At 30.7% G+C, this 21,090-nt stretch carries 28 protein-coding genes and 1 riboswitch; of the genes, 9 read left to right on the top strand and 19 right to left on the bottom strand.

Translation table 11 applies throughout. From position 1 onward, the window contains the following. Position 1: 1 nt before the first annotated feature. The 3 genes from ACIJYE_RS04620 to ACIJYE_RS04610 all read left to right on the top strand — a co-directional run bounded on the left by ACIJYE_RS04620 (position 2) and on the right by ACIJYE_RS04610 (position 873). Entirely contained in the window at positions 2–301 is a 300-nt protein-coding gene (locus ACIJYE_RS04620; protein WP_435089594.1) for an SUF system Fe-S cluster assembly protein, read from the top strand. Further along, the gene (locus ACIJYE_RS04615; protein WP_435089593.1) at positions 301–636 is read left to right on the top strand and encodes a HesB/IscA family protein; all 336 of its coding nucleotides are present in this window, start codon (positions 301–303) and stop codon (positions 634–636) included. The genes ACIJYE_RS04620 and ACIJYE_RS04615 overlap by 1 nt, the downstream gene beginning before the upstream one ends. A 66-nt stretch (positions 637–702) precedes the next feature. Then, positions 703–873 carry a hypothetical protein gene (locus ACIJYE_RS04610; protein WP_435089592.1) on the top strand — a complete coding sequence of 57 codons (171 nt, stop codon included), beginning with the start codon at positions 703–705 and terminating at the stop codon, positions 871–873. Positions 874–880: 7 nt separating this feature from the next. On the opposite strand, the gene glnA is transcribed toward ACIJYE_RS04610, so the two are convergent. Continuing rightward, entirely contained in the window at positions 881–2,287 is a 1,407-nt protein-coding gene (gene glnA / locus ACIJYE_RS04605; RefSeq protein WP_435089591.1) for a type I glutamate--ammonia ligase, read from the bottom strand. A 136-nt stretch (positions 2,288–2,423) separates the two neighbouring features. On the opposite strand from glnA, the gene ACIJYE_RS04600 reads away from it, so the two are divergent. Both ACIJYE_RS04600 and ACIJYE_RS04595 read left to right on the top strand, forming a co-directional pair. Next, on the top strand, positions 2,424–2,906 hold the full coding sequence (locus tag ACIJYE_RS04600; RefSeq protein WP_435089590.1) for a YbaK/EbsC family protein: 483 nt from the start codon (positions 2,424–2,426) through the stop codon (positions 2,904–2,906). Next, entirely contained in the window at positions 2,903–3,790 is an 888-nt protein-coding gene (locus ACIJYE_RS04595; protein ID WP_435089589.1) for a DMT family transporter, read from the top strand. The genes ACIJYE_RS04600 and ACIJYE_RS04595 overlap by 4 nt, the downstream gene beginning before the upstream one ends. Here ACIJYE_RS04595 and ACIJYE_RS04590 read toward each other — a convergent pair. From ACIJYE_RS04590 to ACIJYE_RS04580, 3 genes are all read right to left on the bottom strand, one after another. After that, positions 3,783–4,685, bottom strand: coding sequence for a homocysteine S-methyltransferase family protein (locus ACIJYE_RS04590; protein ID WP_435089587.1), 903 nt, complete (start codon positions 4,683–4,685; stop codon positions 3,783–3,785). The genes ACIJYE_RS04595 and ACIJYE_RS04590 overlap by 8 nt on opposite strands. 7 nt (positions 4,686–4,692) lie before the next feature. Then, a riboswitch (SAM riboswitch) is annotated at positions 4,693–4,756 on the bottom strand. Between the two features lie 90 nt (positions 4,757–4,846). After that, a complete protein-coding gene (locus ACIJYE_RS04585) occupies positions 4,847–5,437 on the bottom strand; it encodes a putative 2OG-Fe(II) oxygenase (RefSeq protein ID WP_435089586.1) in 591 nt (196 codons plus the stop codon). A 38-nt stretch (positions 5,438–5,475) separates the two neighbouring features. Next, a complete protein-coding gene (locus ACIJYE_RS04580) occupies positions 5,476–6,222 on the bottom strand; it encodes a sulfite exporter TauE/SafE family protein (RefSeq protein ID WP_435089585.1) in 747 nt (248 codons plus the stop codon). Between the two features lie 14 nt (positions 6,223–6,236). Between ACIJYE_RS04580 and moaB the strand changes: the two genes are divergently transcribed. Further along, positions 6,237–6,737, top strand: coding sequence for a molybdenum cofactor biosynthesis protein B (gene moaB / locus ACIJYE_RS04575; RefSeq protein WP_435089584.1), 501 nt, complete (start codon positions 6,237–6,239; stop codon positions 6,735–6,737). On the opposite strand, the gene ACIJYE_RS04570 is transcribed toward moaB, so the two are convergent. Continuing rightward, positions 6,738–6,983 carry a DUF1244 domain-containing protein gene (locus ACIJYE_RS04570; RefSeq protein WP_435089583.1) on the bottom strand — a complete coding sequence of 82 codons (246 nt, stop codon included), beginning with the start codon at positions 6,981–6,983 and terminating at the stop codon, positions 6,738–6,740. Positions 6,984–7,294: 311 nt separating this feature from the next. Here ACIJYE_RS04570 and ACIJYE_RS04565 point away from each other — a divergent pair, with 311 nt between their 5' ends. Together ACIJYE_RS04565 and ACIJYE_RS04560 are read left to right on the top strand one after the other, a co-directional pair. Continuing rightward, a complete protein-coding gene (locus ACIJYE_RS04565) occupies positions 7,295–8,845 on the top strand; it encodes an aldehyde dehydrogenase family protein (RefSeq protein WP_435091264.1) in 1,551 nt (516 codons plus the stop codon). A gap of 44 nt (positions 8,846–8,889) precedes the next feature. Then, the gene (locus ACIJYE_RS04560) at positions 8,890–9,237 is read left to right on the top strand and encodes a DUF779 domain-containing protein (protein WP_435089582.1); all 348 of its coding nucleotides are present in this window, start codon (positions 8,890–8,892) and stop codon (positions 9,235–9,237) included. 3 nt (positions 9,238–9,240) lie between these two features. Here ACIJYE_RS04560 and ACIJYE_RS04555 read toward each other — a convergent pair whose 3' ends face one another. From ACIJYE_RS04555 to ACIJYE_RS04500, 12 genes are all read right to left on the bottom strand, one after another. Beyond that, positions 9,241–9,810: a sulfite oxidase heme-binding subunit YedZ gene (locus ACIJYE_RS04555; RefSeq protein ID WP_435089580.1), complete on the bottom strand. Its 570-nt coding sequence runs from the start codon at positions 9,808–9,810 to the stop codon at positions 9,241–9,243. Next, positions 9,810–10,715, bottom strand: a complete 906-nt coding sequence (gene msrP / locus ACIJYE_RS04550) for a protein-methionine-sulfoxide reductase catalytic subunit MsrP (protein ID WP_435089579.1) — start codon at positions 10,713–10,715, stop codon at positions 9,810–9,812. Before msrP ends, ACIJYE_RS04555 begins: the two co-directional genes overlap by 1 nt. After that, entirely contained in the window at positions 10,702–11,154 is a 453-nt protein-coding gene (locus ACIJYE_RS04545; protein ID WP_435089578.1) for a molybdopterin synthase catalytic subunit, read from the bottom strand. The genes msrP and ACIJYE_RS04545 overlap by 14 nt, the downstream gene beginning before the upstream one ends. Continuing rightward, positions 11,154–11,423 carry a MoaD/ThiS family protein gene (locus tag ACIJYE_RS04540; RefSeq protein WP_435089576.1) on the bottom strand — a complete coding sequence of 90 codons (270 nt, stop codon included), beginning with the start codon at positions 11,421–11,423 and terminating at the stop codon, positions 11,154–11,156. The genes ACIJYE_RS04545 and ACIJYE_RS04540 overlap by 1 nt, the downstream gene beginning before the upstream one ends. 11 nt (positions 11,424–11,434) lie before the next feature. After that, a complete protein-coding gene (gene moaC / locus ACIJYE_RS04535; protein WP_435089574.1) occupies positions 11,435–11,980 on the bottom strand; it encodes a cyclic pyranopterin monophosphate synthase MoaC in 546 nt (181 codons plus the stop codon). 1 nt (position 11,981) lies between these two features. Further along, positions 11,982–12,974 (bottom strand): GTP 3',8-cyclase MoaA, encoded by a 993-nt coding sequence (gene moaA / locus ACIJYE_RS04530; RefSeq protein WP_435089573.1) that lies wholly within the window; start codon positions 12,972–12,974, stop codon positions 11,982–11,984. A gap of 81 nt (positions 12,975–13,055) precedes the next feature. Next, a complete protein-coding gene (locus tag ACIJYE_RS04525; protein WP_435089572.1) occupies positions 13,056–13,379 on the bottom strand; it encodes a GYD domain-containing protein in 324 nt (107 codons plus the stop codon). 97 nt (positions 13,380–13,476) lie between these two features. Beyond that, positions 13,477–14,268, bottom strand: coding sequence for an ATP-binding cassette domain-containing protein (locus tag ACIJYE_RS04520; protein ID WP_435089571.1), 792 nt, complete (start codon positions 14,266–14,268; stop codon positions 13,477–13,479). Beyond that, complete coding sequence (locus ACIJYE_RS04515) at positions 14,268–15,395, bottom strand: ABC transporter permease (RefSeq protein ID WP_435089570.1); 1,128 nt, start codon at positions 15,393–15,395, stop codon at positions 14,268–14,270. The genes ACIJYE_RS04520 and ACIJYE_RS04515 overlap by 1 nt, the downstream gene beginning before the upstream one ends. Positions 15,396–15,463: 68 nt before the next feature. Continuing rightward, the gene (locus tag ACIJYE_RS04510; protein WP_435089569.1) at positions 15,464–16,387 is read right to left on the bottom strand and encodes a sugar ABC transporter substrate-binding protein; all 924 of its coding nucleotides are present in this window, start codon (positions 16,385–16,387) and stop codon (positions 15,464–15,466) included. Between the two features lie 148 nt (positions 16,388–16,535). Next, positions 16,536–17,537, bottom strand: a complete 1,002-nt coding sequence (gene iolG / locus ACIJYE_RS04505) for an inositol 2-dehydrogenase (protein WP_435089567.1) — start codon at positions 17,535–17,537, stop codon at positions 16,536–16,538. Next, the gene (locus ACIJYE_RS04500; protein WP_435089565.1) at positions 17,534–18,676 is read right to left on the bottom strand and encodes a Gfo/Idh/MocA family protein; all 1,143 of its coding nucleotides are present in this window, start codon (positions 18,674–18,676) and stop codon (positions 17,534–17,536) included. Before ACIJYE_RS04500 ends, iolG begins: the two co-directional genes overlap by 4 nt. A gap of 36 nt (positions 18,677–18,712) precedes the next feature. On the opposite strand from ACIJYE_RS04500, the gene iolE reads away from it, so the two are divergent. Continuing rightward, positions 18,713–19,615, top strand: a complete 903-nt coding sequence (iolE, locus tag ACIJYE_RS04495; protein ID WP_435089564.1) for a myo-inosose-2 dehydratase — start codon at positions 18,713–18,715, stop codon at positions 19,613–19,615. On the opposite strand, the gene ACIJYE_RS04490 is transcribed toward iolE, so the two are convergent. Further along, the gene (locus ACIJYE_RS04490; protein ID WP_435089563.1) at positions 19,616–20,116 is read right to left on the bottom strand and encodes a hypothetical protein; all 501 of its coding nucleotides are present in this window, start codon (positions 20,114–20,116) and stop codon (positions 19,616–19,618) included. A 1-nt stretch (position 20,117) separates the two neighbouring features. After that, the gene (locus ACIJYE_RS04485) at positions 20,118–21,074 is read right to left on the bottom strand and encodes a hydroxyacid dehydrogenase (protein WP_435089562.1); all 957 of its coding nucleotides are present in this window, start codon (positions 21,072–21,074) and stop codon (positions 20,118–20,120) included. Positions 21,075–21,090: the final 16 nt, after the last annotated feature.

Raw genomic sequence — 21,090 nt, 5'->3', positions numbered from 1 at the left:
AATGACAAAAAAAGAACAAATTATTGAAGAGATCAGAAAAATTTATGACCCAGAATTACCTGTTAATATTTATGAACTTGGTTTAATTTATGATGTTCAAGTTGAAAATGATAATTTTGCAAAAATAAAAATGACACTAACTACACCCAATTGTCCAGTAGCAGAAAGTTTACCCAAGGAAGTCAAAGATGGCGCAATGCAAGTTGAAGGTATAGATGATGTTGATCTTGAATTGGTTTGGGACCCACCGTGGAATAAAGATATGATGTCAGAGGCAGCAAAATTGGAGTTGAATTTATAATGAATCCTATAATAAAACTAAGTGATAATGCAGCATTAAGAATTAAAGAAATTATGTCTAATGCAGAAAAAGATTCACTTGGCGTAAGAGTATCAGTTAAAACAGGTGGTTGTGCTGGAATGTCTTATGTGATGGAGTATACAAAAGAATTAAACCCAAGTGACGAAGTTATTGAAGATAAAGGTGTTAGAGTATTTGTTGATTCTGCTGCCATAATGTATTTACTTGGTACAGAAATGGACTACAAAAAAGAGGAGCTTTCATCCTCTTTTGTATTTAATAATCCTAATGAAACTGAGCGTTGTGGTTGTGGAGAGTCCTTTAAAATAGAGTAGGACTTATTGTCCTATTATCTGCATATCAGTATTGCAATAAACGCATGACTACGTTATAAAGTGGTTATGAATAAATTTGAATTTAAAAATCTTGTTAAAAACCTTAAAGATTCTTTAAAGGAAAAAGTTTTCTTCAAAGATCTTCGTAAAGAAGTAGAGACTGGTGCAAATGGCACACAGGACTACGTTGTTAAAAAAGGTGTTAACAAAGATACAGTCGCAACAACTAGACAGTAATTAACTACTAACTACTGTAATACATCTCAAACTCAACCGGATGAGGCGCATGTTCAAATTTGTGAATTTCCTCAAACTTAAGTGCAATGTAAGCATCAATTTGATCATCAGTAAATACACCGCCTTGAGTTAAAAACTCTCTATCTTTATCTAAACTTTCCATAGCTTCTCTTAGAGAACCACAAACTGTTGGAATGGCATTAACTTCTTCTGGTGGTAAATCATACAAATCTTTATCAAAAGACTCACCTGGATGAATTTTATTTTTAATTCCGTCGAGTCCAGCCATAAGCATTGCTGCAAAAGTTAAATAAGGGTTTCCAGATGCATCTGGAAATCTTATTTCACATCTTGCACCATTTTTACTTAGAGTAATTGGTATTCGACATGAAGCAGATCTATTTCTTGCTGAATAAGCAAGAAGAACTGGTGCTTCAAAACCTGGAATTAATCTTTTGTAACTATTTGTTGTTGAATTGGCAAAAGCGTTAATGGCTTTAGCATGTTTTAAAATTCCACCAATGTAATGTAATGCTGTTTCAGATAAACCAGCATAAGCATCACCTGAAAATACTGGAGTTTTACCTTTCCAAATTGATTGGTGGATATGCATACCTGATCCATTATCTCCAGCAACAGGTTTTGGCATGAACGTAGCTGTTTTTCCAAATGAATGTGTTACCATTTGTACAACATACTTGTATAGCTGAACATTATCTGCTTGATCAACTAGAGTTCCAAAATACATACCTAGTTCATGTTGACTTGGAGCGACTTCATGGTGATGTTTCTCAACTTTAATTCCAACTTCTTTTAGATTTTTCAAGTATTCACCACGCATATCTTGCTCACTATCAACTGGTGGTACTGGAAAATATCCACCTTTTACTGGAGGTCTGTGTGCCATGTTTCCATTTTCATAAACTTTACCAGAGTTGTATGGTCCTTCTTTACTATCTAATACAAACCCAGTGTTGTTTGGATCGTTACTAATTCTTACATCATCAAATACGAAAAATTCAGGTTCAGGTCCAAAGAATGCTTTGTCACCAATACCTGAAGATTTTAAATATTCTTCTGCTTTTTTTGCAGTTCCTCTAGGGTCTCTTTCATAGGGAGATTTTTTAACAGCATCTAAAATATCACAAAAAAGAACTACAGTGTTATGAGAAGTAAATGGATCCATTATCATTCTTGAAGTATCTGGCTTTAAAATCATGTCTGACTCATTGATAGCTTTCCATCCTGCTATTGACGAACCATCAAAAAAAACACCATCATTTAACATTTCTTCATCTACAATAGTTACATCCATTGTAAGATGTTGAAGTTTGCCTCTAGGATCAGTGAATCTAAGATCTACGAAATCTGCTTCTTTTTCTTTTATAAATTTTAAAACATTAGCTGCGCTCATTTTGTCTCCTATGTAATTTTATAAGTGGTAATTAACAAAATAATCACGAAAAATATTGCTTATTTAATAAATAACACCTATGCAATTTTCACATAAGTGGTGTAATTATGCAATATTATTAAATAAGTATTTTATAGTGAACCCTTTATTAAACAAAGAACCAGTTAAAAGAGCAGAAAAAACAATTAAAGATTTTGATCCAAATCTTGAAATTATTTGTTTAGAACAAACTGCTAGAACAGCGAACGATGCAGCTACAGCTTTAGGTTGCAATGTTGGGGCAATTGTTAAAAGTTTACTGTTTAATTCAGGTAATGATTTTGTGCTTTGTTTGGTGTCAGGCGATAAAAGATGTTCTTTAAATAAACTAAAAAAAATTTTAAACGAAAAAGATGTGTCCATGGCCCATCCAAATGATGTTAAAAAAATTACTGGCTACACAATTGGAGGAGTTTCACCTGTTGGGCATCTTAATAAAGTAAAAATTTTTATTGATAGTAATTTAAATAGATTTAAAACGGTTTTCGCTGCAGCGGGGCACCCAAATTGTGTCTTTAAAATAGATTTTAGTCAATTATCAATTTTAACTACTGGTGAAACAAAAGAGATAACAGAATGAGACAGCCAAAATTAATAGATTATATATTATTAACAACATTGTCATTAATTTGGGCATCTGCTTTTTTTAATATTAAGATTGCAACATATTCTTTTGGACCCGTGACAATTGCCTTTTTAAGAGTTTTTTTTGGAGCAATTCCAGTTTTACTTCTTTGTTATTACAAAAATATAAAAATAGAGGCATTTTCAAAAGATTGGCATTGGTTTGCTATGATTGGATTTATCAACTTAGTAGCACCATTTTTTTTAATAGCATATGGAGTAAAGTCTGTTCAAAGTAATTTGGCTGCAATATTAATGTCGACTACACCATTAAGTTCTACTGTTCTTGGACATTTTTTTACTAAGAATGAAAAGTTTAATTTAGTAAAAACATTTGGAATTTTAATTGGATTTTCAGGAATTGTATTCTTATTTTCCGATAATATTTTAATTGATGAAAATAATTTCACCTCAGCATTGCTAATATTGCTTGGTTCAACTTGTTATGTTGTTGGTGGTGTTTTGACTTTAAAAATAAGTAAGAAAAAAAATGAAAATGTAACAGGGTCAATTTTAATTTGGGCAATTATTATTTTATTACCATTGATGAGTTTTATTGAACAACCTTGGCAAACTATTCCAAGAACTGATTCATTAATTTCAGTCATATATCTTGGTATAGTGCCAACAGGAGTTGCGTGGTTGTTAAGATTTAGAATTTTGAAAAATAATGGTTTAATCTTTCAATCACAAGTATCTTATCTAATACCAATATTTGGTACTATATTAGGTTACGTATTCTTAAAAGAACTCATAACAGTTAAGGTTTTAATATCTTTAATAGCTGTTTGTATTGGTATTTATTTTGTTAAAAAAGCCAACAATAAAAAAATTACTTAATAGTTGCCATTGCACTAATATGTGATGGCCGTGTTTCACAACATCCACCAATTATTGTTGCTCCATTATCTTTAAATTTTTTAACAATTTCTCCAATTTTTTGAGGTGTAAGATCCTCTCTTTGTCCCAAGAATTCATTTGGATTGCCGTTAGATTTTGTAAAGGTTGATGTGTATCCATTTTTTGGTTTCGTAGTAATAAATCCATTTATCTTAAAACCAAAAGGCACATTAAGACTTTTTAACTCTTCAAGATTGGCTTCATAATTTTCAGGTGACACACAAGAAAGCATAATACCAAGTAACTGTTCATCAATTATATTTTTAATATCTGAAATATTTTCCCCACTTGGTAAATTTGTGCCTTCAGAAATGTGGATACCAATTAGGTAAGGTTTTTTAAATTCTTTAATTGCTTTGATCCCACATTTGAATTCTTTAATACTGCTCCATACGTCAAAATAAAAAAAATCCACATAAGGATTCAATAATTTAGCTTGCTCATTAAAGTTTTTGGTAATCTCTTCCTCATTTCTGTCATCTGCTTCATAAGTTAAATTTTGAGGAGGTATTCCACCCGCTATAAGAATATTTGGAAATTCTTTTTTTACATCTAGTGCTATTTGCCCAGCTTTTTTGTTTAAGTATTCAAACTTATCCTCAACATTATTATCTCTTAATCTTTTCCGTCGTGTTGTAAAAGTTGTTGTGACTATCACTTCTGCACCAGCTTTTACAAAATCTCTATGGGTATCAGATAAGAGTTGATGGTAATTTTCATCTAGTATAGCGTTAGCACTCCATAATGTTCCATTGGGCTTCATACCTCTAGCTAAAAGTTCCTGACCCATACCACCATCTAAAACTCTTGTTTTTTTAAAAAAATTTAAATCCATTTTATCCTTACCTTTTTAGTGTTTTAACATAATGCTAGGTACACAATATAGTTCAACTACCTTGCTTATTGATCGTGTGGGAATTTCCATTTTAGCAGTTAATGCCCGCAATAGGATCAAATCGGCATATTTCTTATACTAGCAAAATAATGATTTGTATATTATTTTTTTAGAATAATTTTAGCATTAAAAGAAAAAGATCTTCGTTCACCTTCAATATTAAAAGGGTAAGCAGTATGAAGTAAATAATTTGGAAAAATGATTAATTCTTTAAGTTTTGGTACGACGTTATAAATACTTTTACTCAAGAAACCTTTTTGACCGTTTATAAAATCAATAGTTCCATTAGTTTTAATCTTCTTATTCTTTACTAATTTATTATTAGTCATACCTTTAGGTAGTTTTAAATAACCAACTCCTGATAAATCACCTTCATGGTAATGTATTGGATTATATTCACCTTTAAATTGTCGAACTACCCAAAGATTTAAAATTTTTATTTCTTTAAAATTTTTAATTTTTTCATTTGTTAAAAATCTTTTAATATTATCTTTAAGTTCTTTTTCTAAGTTTTTTTTAACAAAACTATTTGAAATTTTTAATTCTTTTTTAATTTGACTAGCTAGTTTCGAGCTATAATCAATTTTTTTTGATACTGACTTTGCATCAAATTCTTTGTTGAGTTTATCAAAAAAACTTTTTGAAATTCTAGTTTTGCCAATAGAAGGACCAAATGGTTTAATATTTTTCATTTTATAATTAGTTATATTAAAAGACAATTAAATCAACATTATGACAATAATTTAAAGCCCATCCTTATAGCTACAAAAATAACTAACAAAGAAGTCATTAATGCCATGGTTTTATTTGAGAGAAATTTTATATTTAAATGGTTACCTATTTGCCCACCGACAAAAACTGTTAAGAAAAGAGGCCAAAAATTAATAAATTCATTAAAAACAATATCTTTTGTAAGTTGCCCTGCAACTCCAAATATAGAGTTAACTAAAATAAACAAAGAAGCTGTTGCAGCAATATGTTTTGGGTATCCAGCTTTCATTAAAAATAAAATTGGACTTAAGAATATACCACCTCCAATTCCAACCAGACCAGACACAAAACCTATTATGGAACCAATAAAAATTGATAATAAATTTGAAATTTTTTTAATTTCTAGTTTTTTTTTATTAAAAGACTTACTTTCTATAAATAAAAAAAACCCAGCCGTTGCTAAAATAATGAACAATAATATTTCAAATATATCCTTTTCTATTGAAATAGAGGCCCCAAAAAAAGCAAAAGGTATTGATCCAAAAAGATAGGGTGTTAGTAATTTTAACTTCAGATTACCTGTTTTAATATAATTTATTGAGTTCCCTGAGACTACAATGATGTTGCAGAATAAAGCTATTATTGGAAAAATATAATAAGGAATATCCCAAATTAACATCAAAGCTAGATATGTAGACCCTCCACCAAATCCGACACTAGAATATAAAATTGCTGTTATAAAAAAAAATATTGATAATATAATCATAGTTAAAAATTATTATGAATGTAAATATAGCTTTATTAACTGTAACAGATACCAGAACATTTGATAATGATAAATCCGGAGCTATTCTTGTAGAAAAAATTAAAGAGGCTAATCATAATTTAACTGATAGAAAAATTTGTAAAGACAATAAAGAAGACATTGTTTTAATCTTAAAAGAATGGATTAAAAGTAGCGATATCGATGTTGTAATTACTACTGGTGGAACAGGGTTGACAGGAAGAGATATAACGCCAGAAGCTGTTGAGGAAATTGCTGATAAACATATCCCAGGTTTTGGAGAGGTTTTTAGGAATATTAGTTTAAAAACAGTTGGTACCTCGGCAATACAATCTCGAGCATGTGCAGTTTTGGCAAATGGTAAATACGTTTTTGCGCTTCCAGGATCATCAGGTGGAGTGACTGATGCATGGGATGGAATTTTAAAACATCAATTAGATATTAATCACAAACCTTGCAATTTTGTTGAATTATTTCCTAGACTTAAAGAAAAATAATTATTTTTGATATTTTTCTTTCCATTCAGAGTAGGGCATACCATAAATATGCTCTCGGGCGTCTGGATCAGATATAGTTATACCTTTTTTTTCAGCTTCTTCTCTGTACCATCTAGATAAACAGTTTCTACAAAAGTTTGCTAAATTCATTAAATCAATATTTTGCACATCTTTTCTTTCATCTAAATGTTTAAGTAATCTTTCAAATGTTGCTGATTGAATTTCTTTTTTTTTATTATCATTCATAAGCTAACTATTAGTCAGTTATTTTGTGAGCACAAGATGTAGTATTATATACAATCAAAAGTAGAATATAAAATATATTACAAATAGACTTTGATATAAAACCTTAGTTAACTGTTCTAATGGCTATTAAGAAAAAAAAAATAGCAAACTCAAAAACTAAGAAAAAAAAGGCTAAACAAGTCAAAGTTTCTAGAAAAAAAATCAAAACAAAAAAAAAAGTTGCTACAAAAACGTCTGCGACCAAGAAACGTTCTAAAATATCTACAAAAAAAAATAAGATCAAAAATAAAAAAAATAGAGAGGTAAAAAAAATGAGTACAGAAACAGTACAAGCTGGGAAGTCTCCTTTACTGGATACATCTCACTTAAAAGTAAAGTTTCCTTATAAAGAAAAATATGGAAATTTTATTGGTGGTAAATTTGTTGAACCTAAATCAGGTAAATATTTTGACAATGTAAGCCCAATTAATAATGAGGTTATATGTTCAGTTCCAAGATCTGATTCTAAAGATGTTGAATCAGCATTAGATGCAGCGCATGCTGCATTTCCTACTTGGGGAATTACATCAATAACTGAAAGATCAAACATATTACTTAAGATAGCTGATGTTATTGAAAAAAATTTAGAATTATTAGCTACAGCAGAGTGTTTAGATAATGGTAAGCCAATTAGAGAATGTATGGCTGCTGATTTACCGTTAGTTGTAGATCACTGGAGATATTTTGCAGGAGTGATAAGAGCTGAAGAAGGTTCTGTTTCTGAAATAAGTAACAGTGAATATTCCTACCATATACCTGAACCACTTGGTGTTGTGGGTCAAATTATTCCTTGGAATTTTCCTTTACTAATGGCAACATGGAAACTTGCACCTGCGTTAGCTGCAGGAAATTGTGTAGTTCTAAAACCAGCTGAACAAACTCCAGCATCTATTTTACTTTTAATGGAACTTATTGGTGATTTGTTACCTCCAGGAGTAGTTAATGTTGTGAGTGGCTTTGGTTTAGAAGCAGGTAAACCATTAGCTTCATCAAAAAGAATAAGAAAAATAGCTTTTACTGGTGAAACAACAACTGGACGTTTGATTATGCAATACGCATCACAAAACTTAATTCCAATCACTTTAGAATTAGGTGGTAAATCTCCAAATATTTTCTTTGAAGACGTTATGGATCAAGATGATGATTTCTTTGATAAGTGCATGGAAGGTTTTGCAATGTTTACTCTTAACCAGGGTGAAGTTTGTACTTGTCCGAGTAGGGTGTTGGTTCAAGAGTCTATTTATGATAAATTTATGGAAAGAGCTGTTGCTAGAACAAAAGCTGTAACTCAAGACAATCCTCTAAAAATGGAAACTATGATTGGAGCTCAAGTATCATTAGAACAGATGGAAAAAATAAAATCTTATCTTGATCTAGGTAAGAAAGAGGGTGCTAAAGTTCTTTGCGGAGGTGAAGTCGCTAACTTAAACAGTGGTTTGGAAAAAGGAAATTACATCCAGCCTACTATTTTCGAAGGTGACAACTCTATGAGAGTTTTCCAAGAAGAAATTTTTGGACCAGTTGTATCTGTCACTAAATTTAAAGATGAAGCACACGCATTAGAAATTGCTAATGATACTCTTTATGGTTTAGGAGCAGGTGTTTGGACTAGAAATGGAAATGTTGCTTATAGAATGGGAAGAGGAATCCAAGCAGGTAGAGTTTGGACAAACTGTTACCATGCTTATCCAGCTCATGCTGCCTTTGGAGGTTACAAACAATCTGGAATTGGGAGAGAGACCCATAAAATGATGCTTAATCACTATAGACAAGTTAAGAATTTACACGTGTCTTACAGTGAAAAAAAATTAGGCTTCTTTTAACAGATATATTATATTGGCCCGTAATAAATACGGGCCACATAAAAATGAAAGTTTCAGCCACACCTACAGCACTTGAGTTAATAGAAGATTTAAAAAAAACTCATGGTAAGGATTTATTATTTCATCAATCAGGTGGTTGTTGTGATGGTAGTGCTCCAATGTGTTATCCTGTCAAAGAATTCCAAGTAAGTGACGATGATGTTTTAGTTGGTAAAATTGGGGATATTCCCTTTTATATTAGTGAAACTCAACATGAGGCATGGAAAAATACAGATTTAATTATTGATTGTATTGAGGGAATGGGTGGAATGTTTTCTTTAGACAATGGAACTGGAAGAAGATTTTTAACTAGATCAGAGATCTGTATTCCAGAAAACACAAATATAAATTAATTATTAAATTTTTTTGAATTTAAATCTAAATAGTAAGAGTATTAATATTATTGCCATATAAATTAGTGGTTCTGTTAAATCTTTTTTAACCAACCAAATAAAGTGAACCACCCCTAGTATTGCAATAATATAAATCAATCGATGAATTTTTTTCCATTTATCTTTTAATAACATCATTGCTTTTTTTGAGGAAGTTAAAGCAAGAGGTGTCAATAAGAGCCATGCTGCAAATCCAACAAAGATAAATCTTTTTGTAAAAATATCATTTGAAATACTTTGTAAATCTAAACGATAATCAATAACCACATATGTTAACATGTGAATTGTAGCATAAAAAAAAACAAACAATCCAAGCATACGTCTTAGTGATATCCAGACATTTAATTTTGTAATTTTTTTAAAAGGTGTCATCGCTAATGTTAAAATAATAAATATTAACGTCCACTCACCAGTATGATGGGTTATCTCTTTTACAGGTTCTGGCCCTAGTTGGTTAAAAAAAATTTTATAAGTAATTATTAAAAACGGAAAAAGGCTTAGAATAAAAACACTTGGTTTTAAATATCTTTTCATTAAAAATATTTTTTTAAATCCATACCAGTATATAAACTAGCTACCTCTTCCTCATAACCATTGAACATTAAAGTTTTTACTCTAGGTGCAAATATATCATTTCCTATAATTCTCTCTGTAGCTTGTGACCATCTTGGATGATCAACATTAGGATTAACATTTGAATAAAAACCATATTCTCTAGGTGACGCCCACATCCATGAAGAAGTTGGCATTTTTTCTACTAATTTAATTTTAACAATAGTTTTTGCACTTTTAAATCCATATTTCCAAGGGACAAATATTCTCAAAGGTGCTCCATTCTGATTTGGAAGTTTTTTATTATACAAACCTGTTACTACAGTTGTTAATGGGTGTAATGCTTCATCAATTCTTAATCCTTCTTTATAAGGCCAATTTAAAACTGGATATCTTTGACCTTTCATTTGATCTGGGTCATAAACACTTTCAAATTCAACATACTTAGCTTTAGAAGTCAGGGTTACTTTAGATAGTAACTTACTTAAAGAAAAACCCATCCAAGGAATTACCATCGACCATCCCTCTACACATCGAAGACGATATATTCTTTCCTCTGATACAAACATTTCTGAAATTTCTTCCATTGAAATATTGATAGGATTTTCAATTTCACCTTCAATACTAATAGTCCAAGGTTTTGTTTTAAAATTCTGGGAATTTATGTAGGGATCACTTTTAGAAGTGCCAAACTCATAATAATTATTATATGTGGTAATATCTTTGTAACTTGTATTTTTATTTTTTTCTTCCGATAAAGCATTTCCAGCAAAGGGAAGAGAGGTCATTGCAATAGAGCTAGCTCCTATGCCGATCGATTTAATAAAGGATCTCCTGTTATTATAAATTTTTTCTGGTGTAATTTCTGAATATTTAATTTTTTTCATGAACTATAGGATTACCTTTTAACCAGTCGCTTTCATTATTTGTATAATGTTCTTTTTTCCAAATTGGTGACCTCTTCTTAATTTCTTCAATAATATATCTAGATAAAACATATGCTTCATCACGATGCATACACGCAACAGCAATAATAATACTGATTTCTCCAAGGTTTAAATAACCTTTTGCATGTTCAATAAATACCGCTTTATCTTTAATGTTTAACTTTTGATCAGCTTCATTATAAATTTCTTCAAAACTTTTTATAACAAGTCTATCATGACTATCATAAGTTATTCCTACTACACTTTTATTATCGTTTTGATTTCTTACAGTTCCAGAGAAAAAAATTGAAGCTCCAAATTGAGAAGATGAAATAAAATCTTCAGCCTCTAAAATTGAAAGTTTTTTTTCTTTTATATCTATTATATTTGTATGAAGCATTAACCTCCTCCAATTGGGGGTATAATAGCAATTTTTTCATTACTTGTTATTTTATAATTGTCGCTGACAATATTGTTACTTTTAGAACAAAATGCAGATGAATTTACAATCTTTTTAAAATTTTCATTACCTGTAAAATTTTTATCTAAATACTCTATTATCTTATTTCTAATATCTTTAATTGTTGAATTTTTTTTTATTTCGAATTCTAGAAAATTTTTATCACTAAAGTCTCGACTTGCCCCAAATAGCTCAATCTGTACTTTCATTGATATTTTAATTAAAATATTTCTTTTAAAAAATTAGGTAGCCCTTCTGGATTTTTCCACAAACCACTTTTTCCACCTTCTTTGATTAATAGCTTAACATCATGAATTTTTAGATGAGGATTAACAATTTTACTTAAATCATAAATAGTTATTAAAGCAGCATTTACCCCCATAATTGCTTCCATTTCTACACCTGTTTTTGCATATGCGGAGACAACACAAAACACTTCAAGTGTGTTATCTTTATCGTGCATAATAATTTTAGTAGCTGTATGGTCGATTGGTAGTGGATGACATAAAGGAATTAATTCAGAAGTTTTTTTAGCTCCTAAAACCGCAGAAACTTCTGCTAAAGCTACAGGGTCTCCTTTAGGCATTTCTTTATTTTTAATTAGATTAAATACTTCTTTACCAACAAAAATTTTGCCAGAAGCTAAAGCTCGTCTGTGCGTTTCTTTTTTGGCCGAAACATCAACCATGTTAAAAGAATTTTTTTTGAAAATTTCTTCTGCCCAATCTTTTAACTCATTATTTTTTATTACTTTTAAATTCTTCATATTAACCACCAGTAGTTGATAAATTCTTTGTTAAACCAGTTTCACCTATCTCTAAATAATGAGACTCTTTCTTAAAGTTAAGCTGTTTTAAAATCAAATCTTTTAACTCTTCTAATTGACTATCTTTTTGCATTAAATGCCTAATATTTATTCCAGTGTTACCAAACAAACATAATCTTAAATCACCTTTTGCAGTTATTCTTAACCTATTACAACTTTTGCAAAAATCTTCAGAGTAGGGAGCAATAACACCAAATTTACCTTTAAACTTTGGATTTAAATAGTTTTTTGATGGCCCTGCATCTTTACCAAATGTTTGGATAACCCAATTGTTATTGTTTAAATAATCAATAAATTTTTTTGCTGGAACATGATATTTATTGAAATAGTCAAGGTTATCTCCTGTTTGCATCAACTCTATATATCTAAAATCAATTTCATTATTTTTTATAAATTCAGCCCAATCATTAAAATCTTTATCAGAGTCATTTACTCCTTTGAGCAAAACAGCATTAATTTTAATATTTTTGAAATCTAAATTTTTTAGCTTTTTGATACCTTTAAGAATTTCTTCCAATCTATCATGACCAGTAATCTTTTTAAAAGTATCAGCATTTAAACTATCAACACTAATGTTAATTCCATCTAAGCCACTATTTTTTATATCATTTGCAATTTTGTCTAATCTATAACCATTAGTAGTTATTACAGTTTTTTTAATTCCTGAGTTTTCTTTTATAATCTTAACAATTTTAAAAAAATCTTTTCTTACTGTTGGTTCGCCACCAGTTAATCTTATTTTGGATACACCTAGCTCTGAAAGTGCTTTCGCCAATCTTCTAATTTCTTCTATATTAATAAAAGTCCTATTATCACTCTTATCAATTTTATATCCATCTGGTAAACAGTACCCACACTTAAAGTTACAAACATCTGAAATGGAAAGCCTTATATAAGGGAATTTTCTACCAAAACTATCTTTAAGATTATTCATTTATTATATCTAACATTCTCTTACTAAATCTAAAAAGAAAAAATTCCCCTTCTTGTAATAATAAAGAAGGGGAAAAAGAAATTATTTACCAGGTTCTTTGTAGCCAGATGCTGTTTTGTTAGCAATTTTTGCAATTGCATTTAAATTCACAACTTCATGAACAGAAAAATCTGTTACAGCTCCACTAGAAACTGCAATCATCCCAGAAGCTGAAGCTTGCTCAAAAGTACCATCAACCTCTACCATGAAATCATAATGTCCTCTCAAACCTGCGTAACCTTTAAGTTTTGCACCAACAGACTCACAAAGAGCAGTTGTTGCAGCTTTACGATCTGTATCAGGATTGCTTACAAATCCCCCAAGACCTTTTGCGGTATATTTCCCCATAATTATAAATTTAGCCATTATCACCTCCTTTAAAAAAATAATTTAATTAGAAAAGAGACAAAACTTCAATAGATTAATTTTTTTAATAATTTTAGCTGGATTTAAAGGGTTTTATTTAACTATTCAGTCGACCCATTTCTTTTAATTCAACTTCTAGTTTATCAAGCTCTTCACCACCTGCCATCATTCCAAGAAGATCTTCTCGACTAATATCTTTTTTATTAAAAGTTCCTAAACTTCTACCTCTGTTTAAAACAGTAAAACTATTTCCAACTGGATAAGCGTGATGAACGTTGTGAGTAATTAGAATTACAGCTAATCCTTCTGATGCAGCTTTAACAATATATTTTAAAACCATGGATGCCTGGTGAACTCCAAGTGCTGAAGTGGGTTCATCTAAAACTAAAACTTTAGCACCAAAATATATTGCTCTTGAAATTGCTAAACACTGTCTTTCCCCTCCTGACATTGTTCCAACTGCTTGAGACGGATCTCTTACATCAATTCCTATTTGCCCCATTCTTTCAGCTGCAATTTTATTTGCTTTTTCAATATCAAAAGTTTTTAATAAAGGTAAACCTTTAAGAGGCTCTCTTCCCATAAAAAAATTCCTTGTAACACTCATCAAAGGAACTAATGCAAGATCTTGATAGACAGTTCCAATTCCTAAATCCAAAGCGTCTTTAGGTGAATCAAAAACTGTTTTTTCACCTTCAATTACAATTTCTCCTTCATCAGGTTTATGAACGCCTGCAAGAGTTTTAATTAGTGTAGATTTTCCAGCACCATTATCTCCAAGTAAACACATGATCTCACCTTTTTTGAGTTTCATGGTGACATCTTTAAGTGCAATTACTTTGCCAAAAAATTTACTGATATTATTAAATTCAATTAAATTTTCAGACATTATTTGCTCTCTGTAACTCTTTTTCTAACATAATTATTAAACACAACTGCAATCAACATCATTGCACCTAAAAACACTTTAAACCAATCAGTATCAACATCTGTATAAAATATTCCCATTGAAACTGTTCCAAAAATTAAAGCACCAAAAGCTGCACCTATTGCGGATCCATAGCCTCCAGTTAACAAACAGCCCCCAACAACTGCAGCAGCAATTGCTTCTAATTCTTTTAAATTTCCTCTCATCGTGTCTGCTGATCCTGCATCTAAAACTTGAATTGTTGCAAAAATTGTTGACGCAATAGCAGTTCCTATAAATAAACTAATTTTTACTCTACCAACTGGAACACCTACATTTGTTGCTCCATTTTTATCTCCACCTGAAGCAAAGATCCAATTACCATATCTTGTTTTCATTAAAATCCACGTTGCAAAAAATGTTGCAGCAATAAACCAAATCACTGAAGGAGGTATTCCTGTTGCCAAAGGAGTTCCATCTGTTCTAAGCGCAATTAAGTTCATTGAACCTAACCAATTAAATAACCAAGTAAATGTATCAGTTGCAAAGATCCACGCTATTGGATCATTCTCAATTAAAACTCTTAAACCTGGAACCTGTGTTCTTCCAGTAATTAATCTTGTTAAAGCTAATGTTGCTCCTCTTAAAATAAATAACATTGCAAGAGTTACAATAAATGAAGGAAGACCAGTTCTAACAACTAGAATTCCATTAAAATATCCAACAAGTACAGCCATTGCAAAAGCAAATATAATACTTGTCCATAAAGGCCATCCCCAATAGATAGCAGGAATTGCAATACAAATTCCAGCAAAACCAATCATTGATCCAATTGATAAATCAAATTCACCACCGATCATTAGCATTGCTGCAGCAATTGCAATAATTCCTAGATTTGCAGATACATCTAAAAAGTTAAGCATACCGTATGCACTAAACATTCCAGTATCACCAGCCACTATTCCAAAAAATATAAATACTAATATTGCACCACCTAATGCACCTAGTTCTGGTCTATTTAAAAGTAGCCTTAACTTAGAGACTTGTTGAAGTCTTTCATCTTGACCTGAGATCTTTTTTGAAGCTATACTTTTTGCTTTATCTGACATTAATTTTTTTGAATTTTATTAAAAAAAAGGCCCAACTAAAAACTTAGTTAGGCCTTTTAAATTGTTTCTTATCTGTAACCTTGAGCTGCCCACTTAATTACTTTAGCAGCATTAGCAGGAGTTACAAAACCAGGACCAGTCATTACTACACCAGCTGGCATTGTTCCGTATCTCATGTACTGACCAAAGATAGCTATTGGTAAGTAACCTTGTAGGTATTGTTGTTGGTCAATTAAAAACTCTACTTTACCTGCAGCAGCAGCTTTTAACATTCCTGGTGACATATCAAATGTACCAAGTTTTACACTACCAACTTTTCCAGCAGATTCTAAAGCTTTAAGAGCAGCTTCACCTGCAAGACCAGCACCTAAAGTAAGGATAGTGTCATATCCACCACCTAATTTAGCAGCAACAGCTTTTTGAATTTCTGTTGGGTCATTAGAAGTTCCTAAGATATCAACTGATCCACCAAATCCTTTTTTGAATCCAGCACATCTTCTGTCTAGTGCAACGTTTCCAACTTCGTGGTTAACACATAGTGCTTTTTTACCACCAGCAGCTTTCATTTTTTGTCCGCCACCTACACCAGCTTCAAACTCAGTTTGTCCAACGTGAGCAGAAATACCTAGTGATGCAAAGTCATCTGAACCAGAGTTCATTGAAATTACTGGGATACCAGCAGCGATAGCAGCTTTAACTGATTTACCTAAAGCAGCAGCATCTGGAAGAGTAATCACAATACCTTTTGGTTTTTGTGAAACTGCGTTGTCGATTAATTTAGACATTTCAACCATGTCGAAAGTAGCTGGCGCAGTGTATTTGCAAGATATTTTCATATCTGCACAACCTTTGTCTACACCATTCTTAGCAACAGACCAAAACGGGTCATTAGCTTGTCCGTGAGATACAACAATCACGTCTACTGCAAAAGCAGACACTGAAAGCATAACCCAAGCAGCAAAAGCTAAAATAGATTTGTACAATGTATTCATTTATTTTTCCTCTTGTTAATAAAAGTTAACTTTTTTATGCGCGGAAGTTAGCATAAAGAAAACATAGTTGTCAAAGATCTCAATCAAAATATGTATAAATACTATACATAGTTTATAAGTGTTTTAATTTTACAATTAAAAGTTGTAATTAAAACCGTATTCTAATTTGTTTTTTTTCTTTAAGTGAGGCTGAGGCAGCATTCGCAATTATTAATGCTCTTCGCCCATCCTCAAAACTTGAGATAGGCTGTTTTCTTTTTATTGTATACGATGCTAATTCATCAAGCTGTAATTTGTAAGCATCAACATATCTATCAATAAAAAAATTTAATAAAGGTTTTTTTTGAGACGTACTATTTTTGGTAAAAGTTTGTGTTTCATTTTCGTTTTTATTGCCAGATATCAACATTCCATTAGATCCAAATAATTCCACTCTTTGATCATATCCAAAGCTACAATGTCTTGAGTTAGTAATTATACATTGAACTCCATTTTTTGACTTAAGTATGCAAGATGCTAATTCGTAATCTTTAATTTTATTAAATCTTTTATCTGAAACATTACTTCCAATTGAATAAATTGAGTCTACTTCATCATTTTGTAAATAAAATCTAATTAAGTCAAAGTCATGGATCATCATGTCTTTAAAAATTCCGCCAGAAACTTTTAAATAGTTAATAGGAGGGGGTGCTGGATCTCGACTTGTAATAATTATTTTTTCAAGTTTACCAATAGTTCCTTTTTGTAAATCTTTTTTTAAAGAGCTATGGCCTGGATCATATCTTCTATTAAAACCAAGCTGTATTTTTGGATTAAATTTTTTAATTTTTTTTTTACAAATATTTACTTTTTTTATATCTAGATCTAAGGGCTTTTCACAAAAAACCACTTTTTTATGTTTGGTTGCTTCACTAATTAAATTTATATGAGTAGGGGTGCTTGACGCAATAAAAACAACATCAATATTTTTATCTTTAAATGCTATTTTTGGATTATCAATTGAAATAGTTTTAAATTTTCTGGCAATTTTTTTTGATAAGTCTTTATCGATATCAAAAATATATTTTAAATTAAATTTTTTATGAGCATGTAAATTTTCACCATGCATTTGTCCAATTCTACCTAAACCAAATAATGCAACATTTATCATAATTTAACCCATCTTTTTTTTTTAGAAGATATTTTACATGTATCAATAAATTTTGCAGTTTCAAAACCTTCATCTTCATTTGGATAAAGAAACTTATTTTTTGATTTTCTTTTGAGTGATTTAGCAAACTCTTTATAAATGTTTGCAAAAGCATCCAAATATCCCTCTGGATGCCCATATTTTATTCTGGAAAAATTTTTAGAATATTTGGCCCCGTGAAAACCTCTTTCTAGTAATCTTACAGCTCCTTTTGCTGGATTTAATTTTAAATAACCAGGATCATTTTGTATCCATTCGAGACTTCCTTTTTCTCCAAATAATCTTATTCTTAATCCGTAAACTCCACCTTTGGCACTTACACTTGTCCACAAAATTCCTTTTGCATTGTTGTTAAAGTCAATCATAACTTGTGCATTATCATCCATTTTAATATCTTTTGATATTTGTTTTATATCAGCAAATATTGATTTCGCTTTTAATCCAGAAATATAAATAGCTAAGTGATATGCGTGACTTCCAATTTCATTTAAAACAGAAGAAGTACCAACAATATTTTTTTGTAATTTCCATGAAAGAATGTTTTTTGAATTACTCTTAGTTATTTTATTTCCGTCAGCCCAGTCTTGAATATACTCAACATTAATATAATTAACTTTTCCAATTTTACCTTTTGCAACCAAACTTTTAGCCTCTCTTACCATTGGGTAAGCAGAATAATTATGAGTTAAAGCATATTTAATTTTTTTATTTGATTTAATCTTTTTAAATAAACTTTTTGCTTGTTTTAAGTTTCCAGCAAATGGTTTGTCTGAAATTATATTTATATTTTTATCAATAAAAGTTTCAGCAATGTTTTGATGACTTCCAGGTGGAGTCATGATGGCAACAACATCAATCCCATCTGTTCTTTTTGCCTCTATATCGGCCATTTCCTTATAATTTGAATAACATCTATTTTTATCAATGCCTAAGCTTTGACCAAATTTAGATGAATTTTTAGAGTTTCTTGAAAAAACACCTGATACAATTTCATACTGGTTATCAAATCTTGCTGCAATTCTATGTACATGACCTATCCAAGATTCAGATCCACCACCAACTATTCCAAGTTTAATTTTTTTACCTTTTAATTTGGTCATAATTTAATAATTTACCTTAACAAAATTTTAAAAATTATGACAGTTAAATTAGGAATAGCGCCCATAGCTTGGAGCAATGATGACATGCCAGAGTTAGGTGGAGATACTCCGCTTGAACAATGTTTGTCTGAGGCTAATGAAGCGGGTTTTATAGGAATAGAGTCGGGTGGAAAGTTTCCAAAATACTCCAAAGATCTTTTGCCATTATTAAAAAAACACAACCTTAACTTATGTTCAGGATGGTATGGTGCAAATCTTAGAGCCAACTCTGTTAAAGAGGAGATAGATCTAATTCAAGATCAACTCACTCTTTTTCAAGATTGTAATTCACCTTGTATGGTTTTTGCTGAGGTGAGTGGTTCGGTGCAAGGAGATCCAAATAAAAGATTATCAGAAAGACCACAAATGGATTTAGAAGAAAGTAAATCTTTTTATAAAAAATTATCTGAAATAGCTAAGTATTTAGAGGATAAAGGTATGCCTCTAGCTTATCATCATCACATGGGTACAGTAATTGAAACTCATGAAGATACAGAAAAGTTATTAGAAAATACTAATGATAGTGTGAAATTAACTTTAGACACTGGACATATGTTGTTTGCCCAAGGAAATTCGAAGAAAATTTTAGAAGATTTTAGCAATCGCATAATTCATATTCACTGTAAAGATATTAGAAAAAATGTTTTAGAAAATTCTTTAGAAAACGATTTAAGTTTTAGAGGTGCTTTTTTAGAAGGTGCTTTTACAGTACCGGGTGACGGTTGTATTGATTACAAGCCTTTGTTTGATATCTTGAAAACCAAAGATTATTCTGGATGGTTAGTAGTTGAGGCAGAACAGGATCCAGCAAAAGCAAATCCTTTTGAGTACGCAAAAATTGGGTATAAATATTTAACTGAAACTTTAAAAAGTAGTAATATTGAAATTTTTAAAAATTAACTATCTATAAATAGAAGTTAATTCATTATTTCCAGCTGCAACGCATGGTGATTTAAAGCATGTGCCAACAATCCATTCCGATCCAGGATCTGGTAAAAAATTTGATGACATCACAAAAATTACTCCCATCTCAACAGATTGGCCGGCTTTACCTTCAGCTTTAATTCTTGGATCTGGGTCAGTTCTTACTGTGGTGTCTTCTGAAAAAGGATTTTCAATATTAAGATTTTTATTGATATAGCTTACTACTTTTTCAGCTACCCATTCTCCGTTACAAGGGTCACCCCAAATTGTAGATTTTCCCTCATCGTTATTTCCACAATTATTGATTTCATCATTAATTAAATTAACAACTTTATTGTGATTATCTTTAACGAGGTTTGCTCTCGCTTCTACAGCAGGTCTGGTACTTACAGTCCAAATTAACATTCCAATAACGAAGACTGCTGATAGTGAAACCAAAACCTCCAAAAAACCAAAATTTTTTAAATTAATTTTCATATTATAATTTAACGATCTTAGACTTTTCTAACTTTTCATCAAAAAAATCAATAATATTTTGTACTGTTTCTTTACCCATCCTAGTCATACATTCTTCTGTAAATGCTGCTGTGTGTGGACTTAAAAAAACTTTATCATTTTGAAGTAGTGGATTACTAGATTCTGGCGGTTCTGTTTCAAAAACATCTAAACCTGCCCCAAAAATTAATTCTTCTTTCAAAGCTCTATCTAAATCTGTTTCATTAACAATTCCGCCTCTAGCAGCATTGATGATGATGCAATTATTTTTCATAGTTTTGAGTAAATCATAATTGATTATATTTTTAGTTTTATCATTTAATGGAATATGAAGAGAAATTGCATCCATGTCCTTACAGGCGTCTTCCATATTTTCAACTTTGATGCCACCTAACTTTTCAATAACATCTTTTGAAACAAAAGGATCGTAAACAAAAACTTTCATTTCAAATCCCAGACATCTTTTGATTAAAGCTTGACCAATTCTGCCAAACCCAGCAATTAATATATTTTTACTCCAAAGCTCAACAGTCTTGGGTAGTTTATTTCTATCACTAAATTTTCCATTTTTAACTGTATCATCATACATATTTTTTCTTTTAGAAATATTAAGCAACATGAACATTACATGCTCAGCCACAGCCACTGCATTTGCTGTCGCTGTAATTGCAAGAGTTAAATTATTTTTTTTAGAAGACTCCAAATCAATATTGTCATAACCAACACCATGTCTTGAAATAATCTTTAAATTTTTTGCTGCTTCAATTACAGCACTAGTTAATTTTGCTGTTCTAATTGATGCACCGTCACAGTCTTTTATTTTAGATTTAAGAAATTCTGGATCAACATTTTCAACAACCTCAAATTCATAATTTGGATTACTTTCAAGTAATTTGATACCAGCTTCATGGATAGGCTGTATTACTAAAATTTTTTTCATAAACTCTTATACACAA

The sequence above is a fragment of the Candidatus Pelagibacter bacterium nBUS_30 genome (assembly GCF_051201245.1).
GTDB lineage: Bacteria > Pseudomonadota > Alphaproteobacteria > Pelagibacterales > Pelagibacteraceae > Pelagibacter.
Note: the sequence above shows the minus strand (reverse complement) of the source record. Positions and strands in the feature narration are given on the sequence as shown.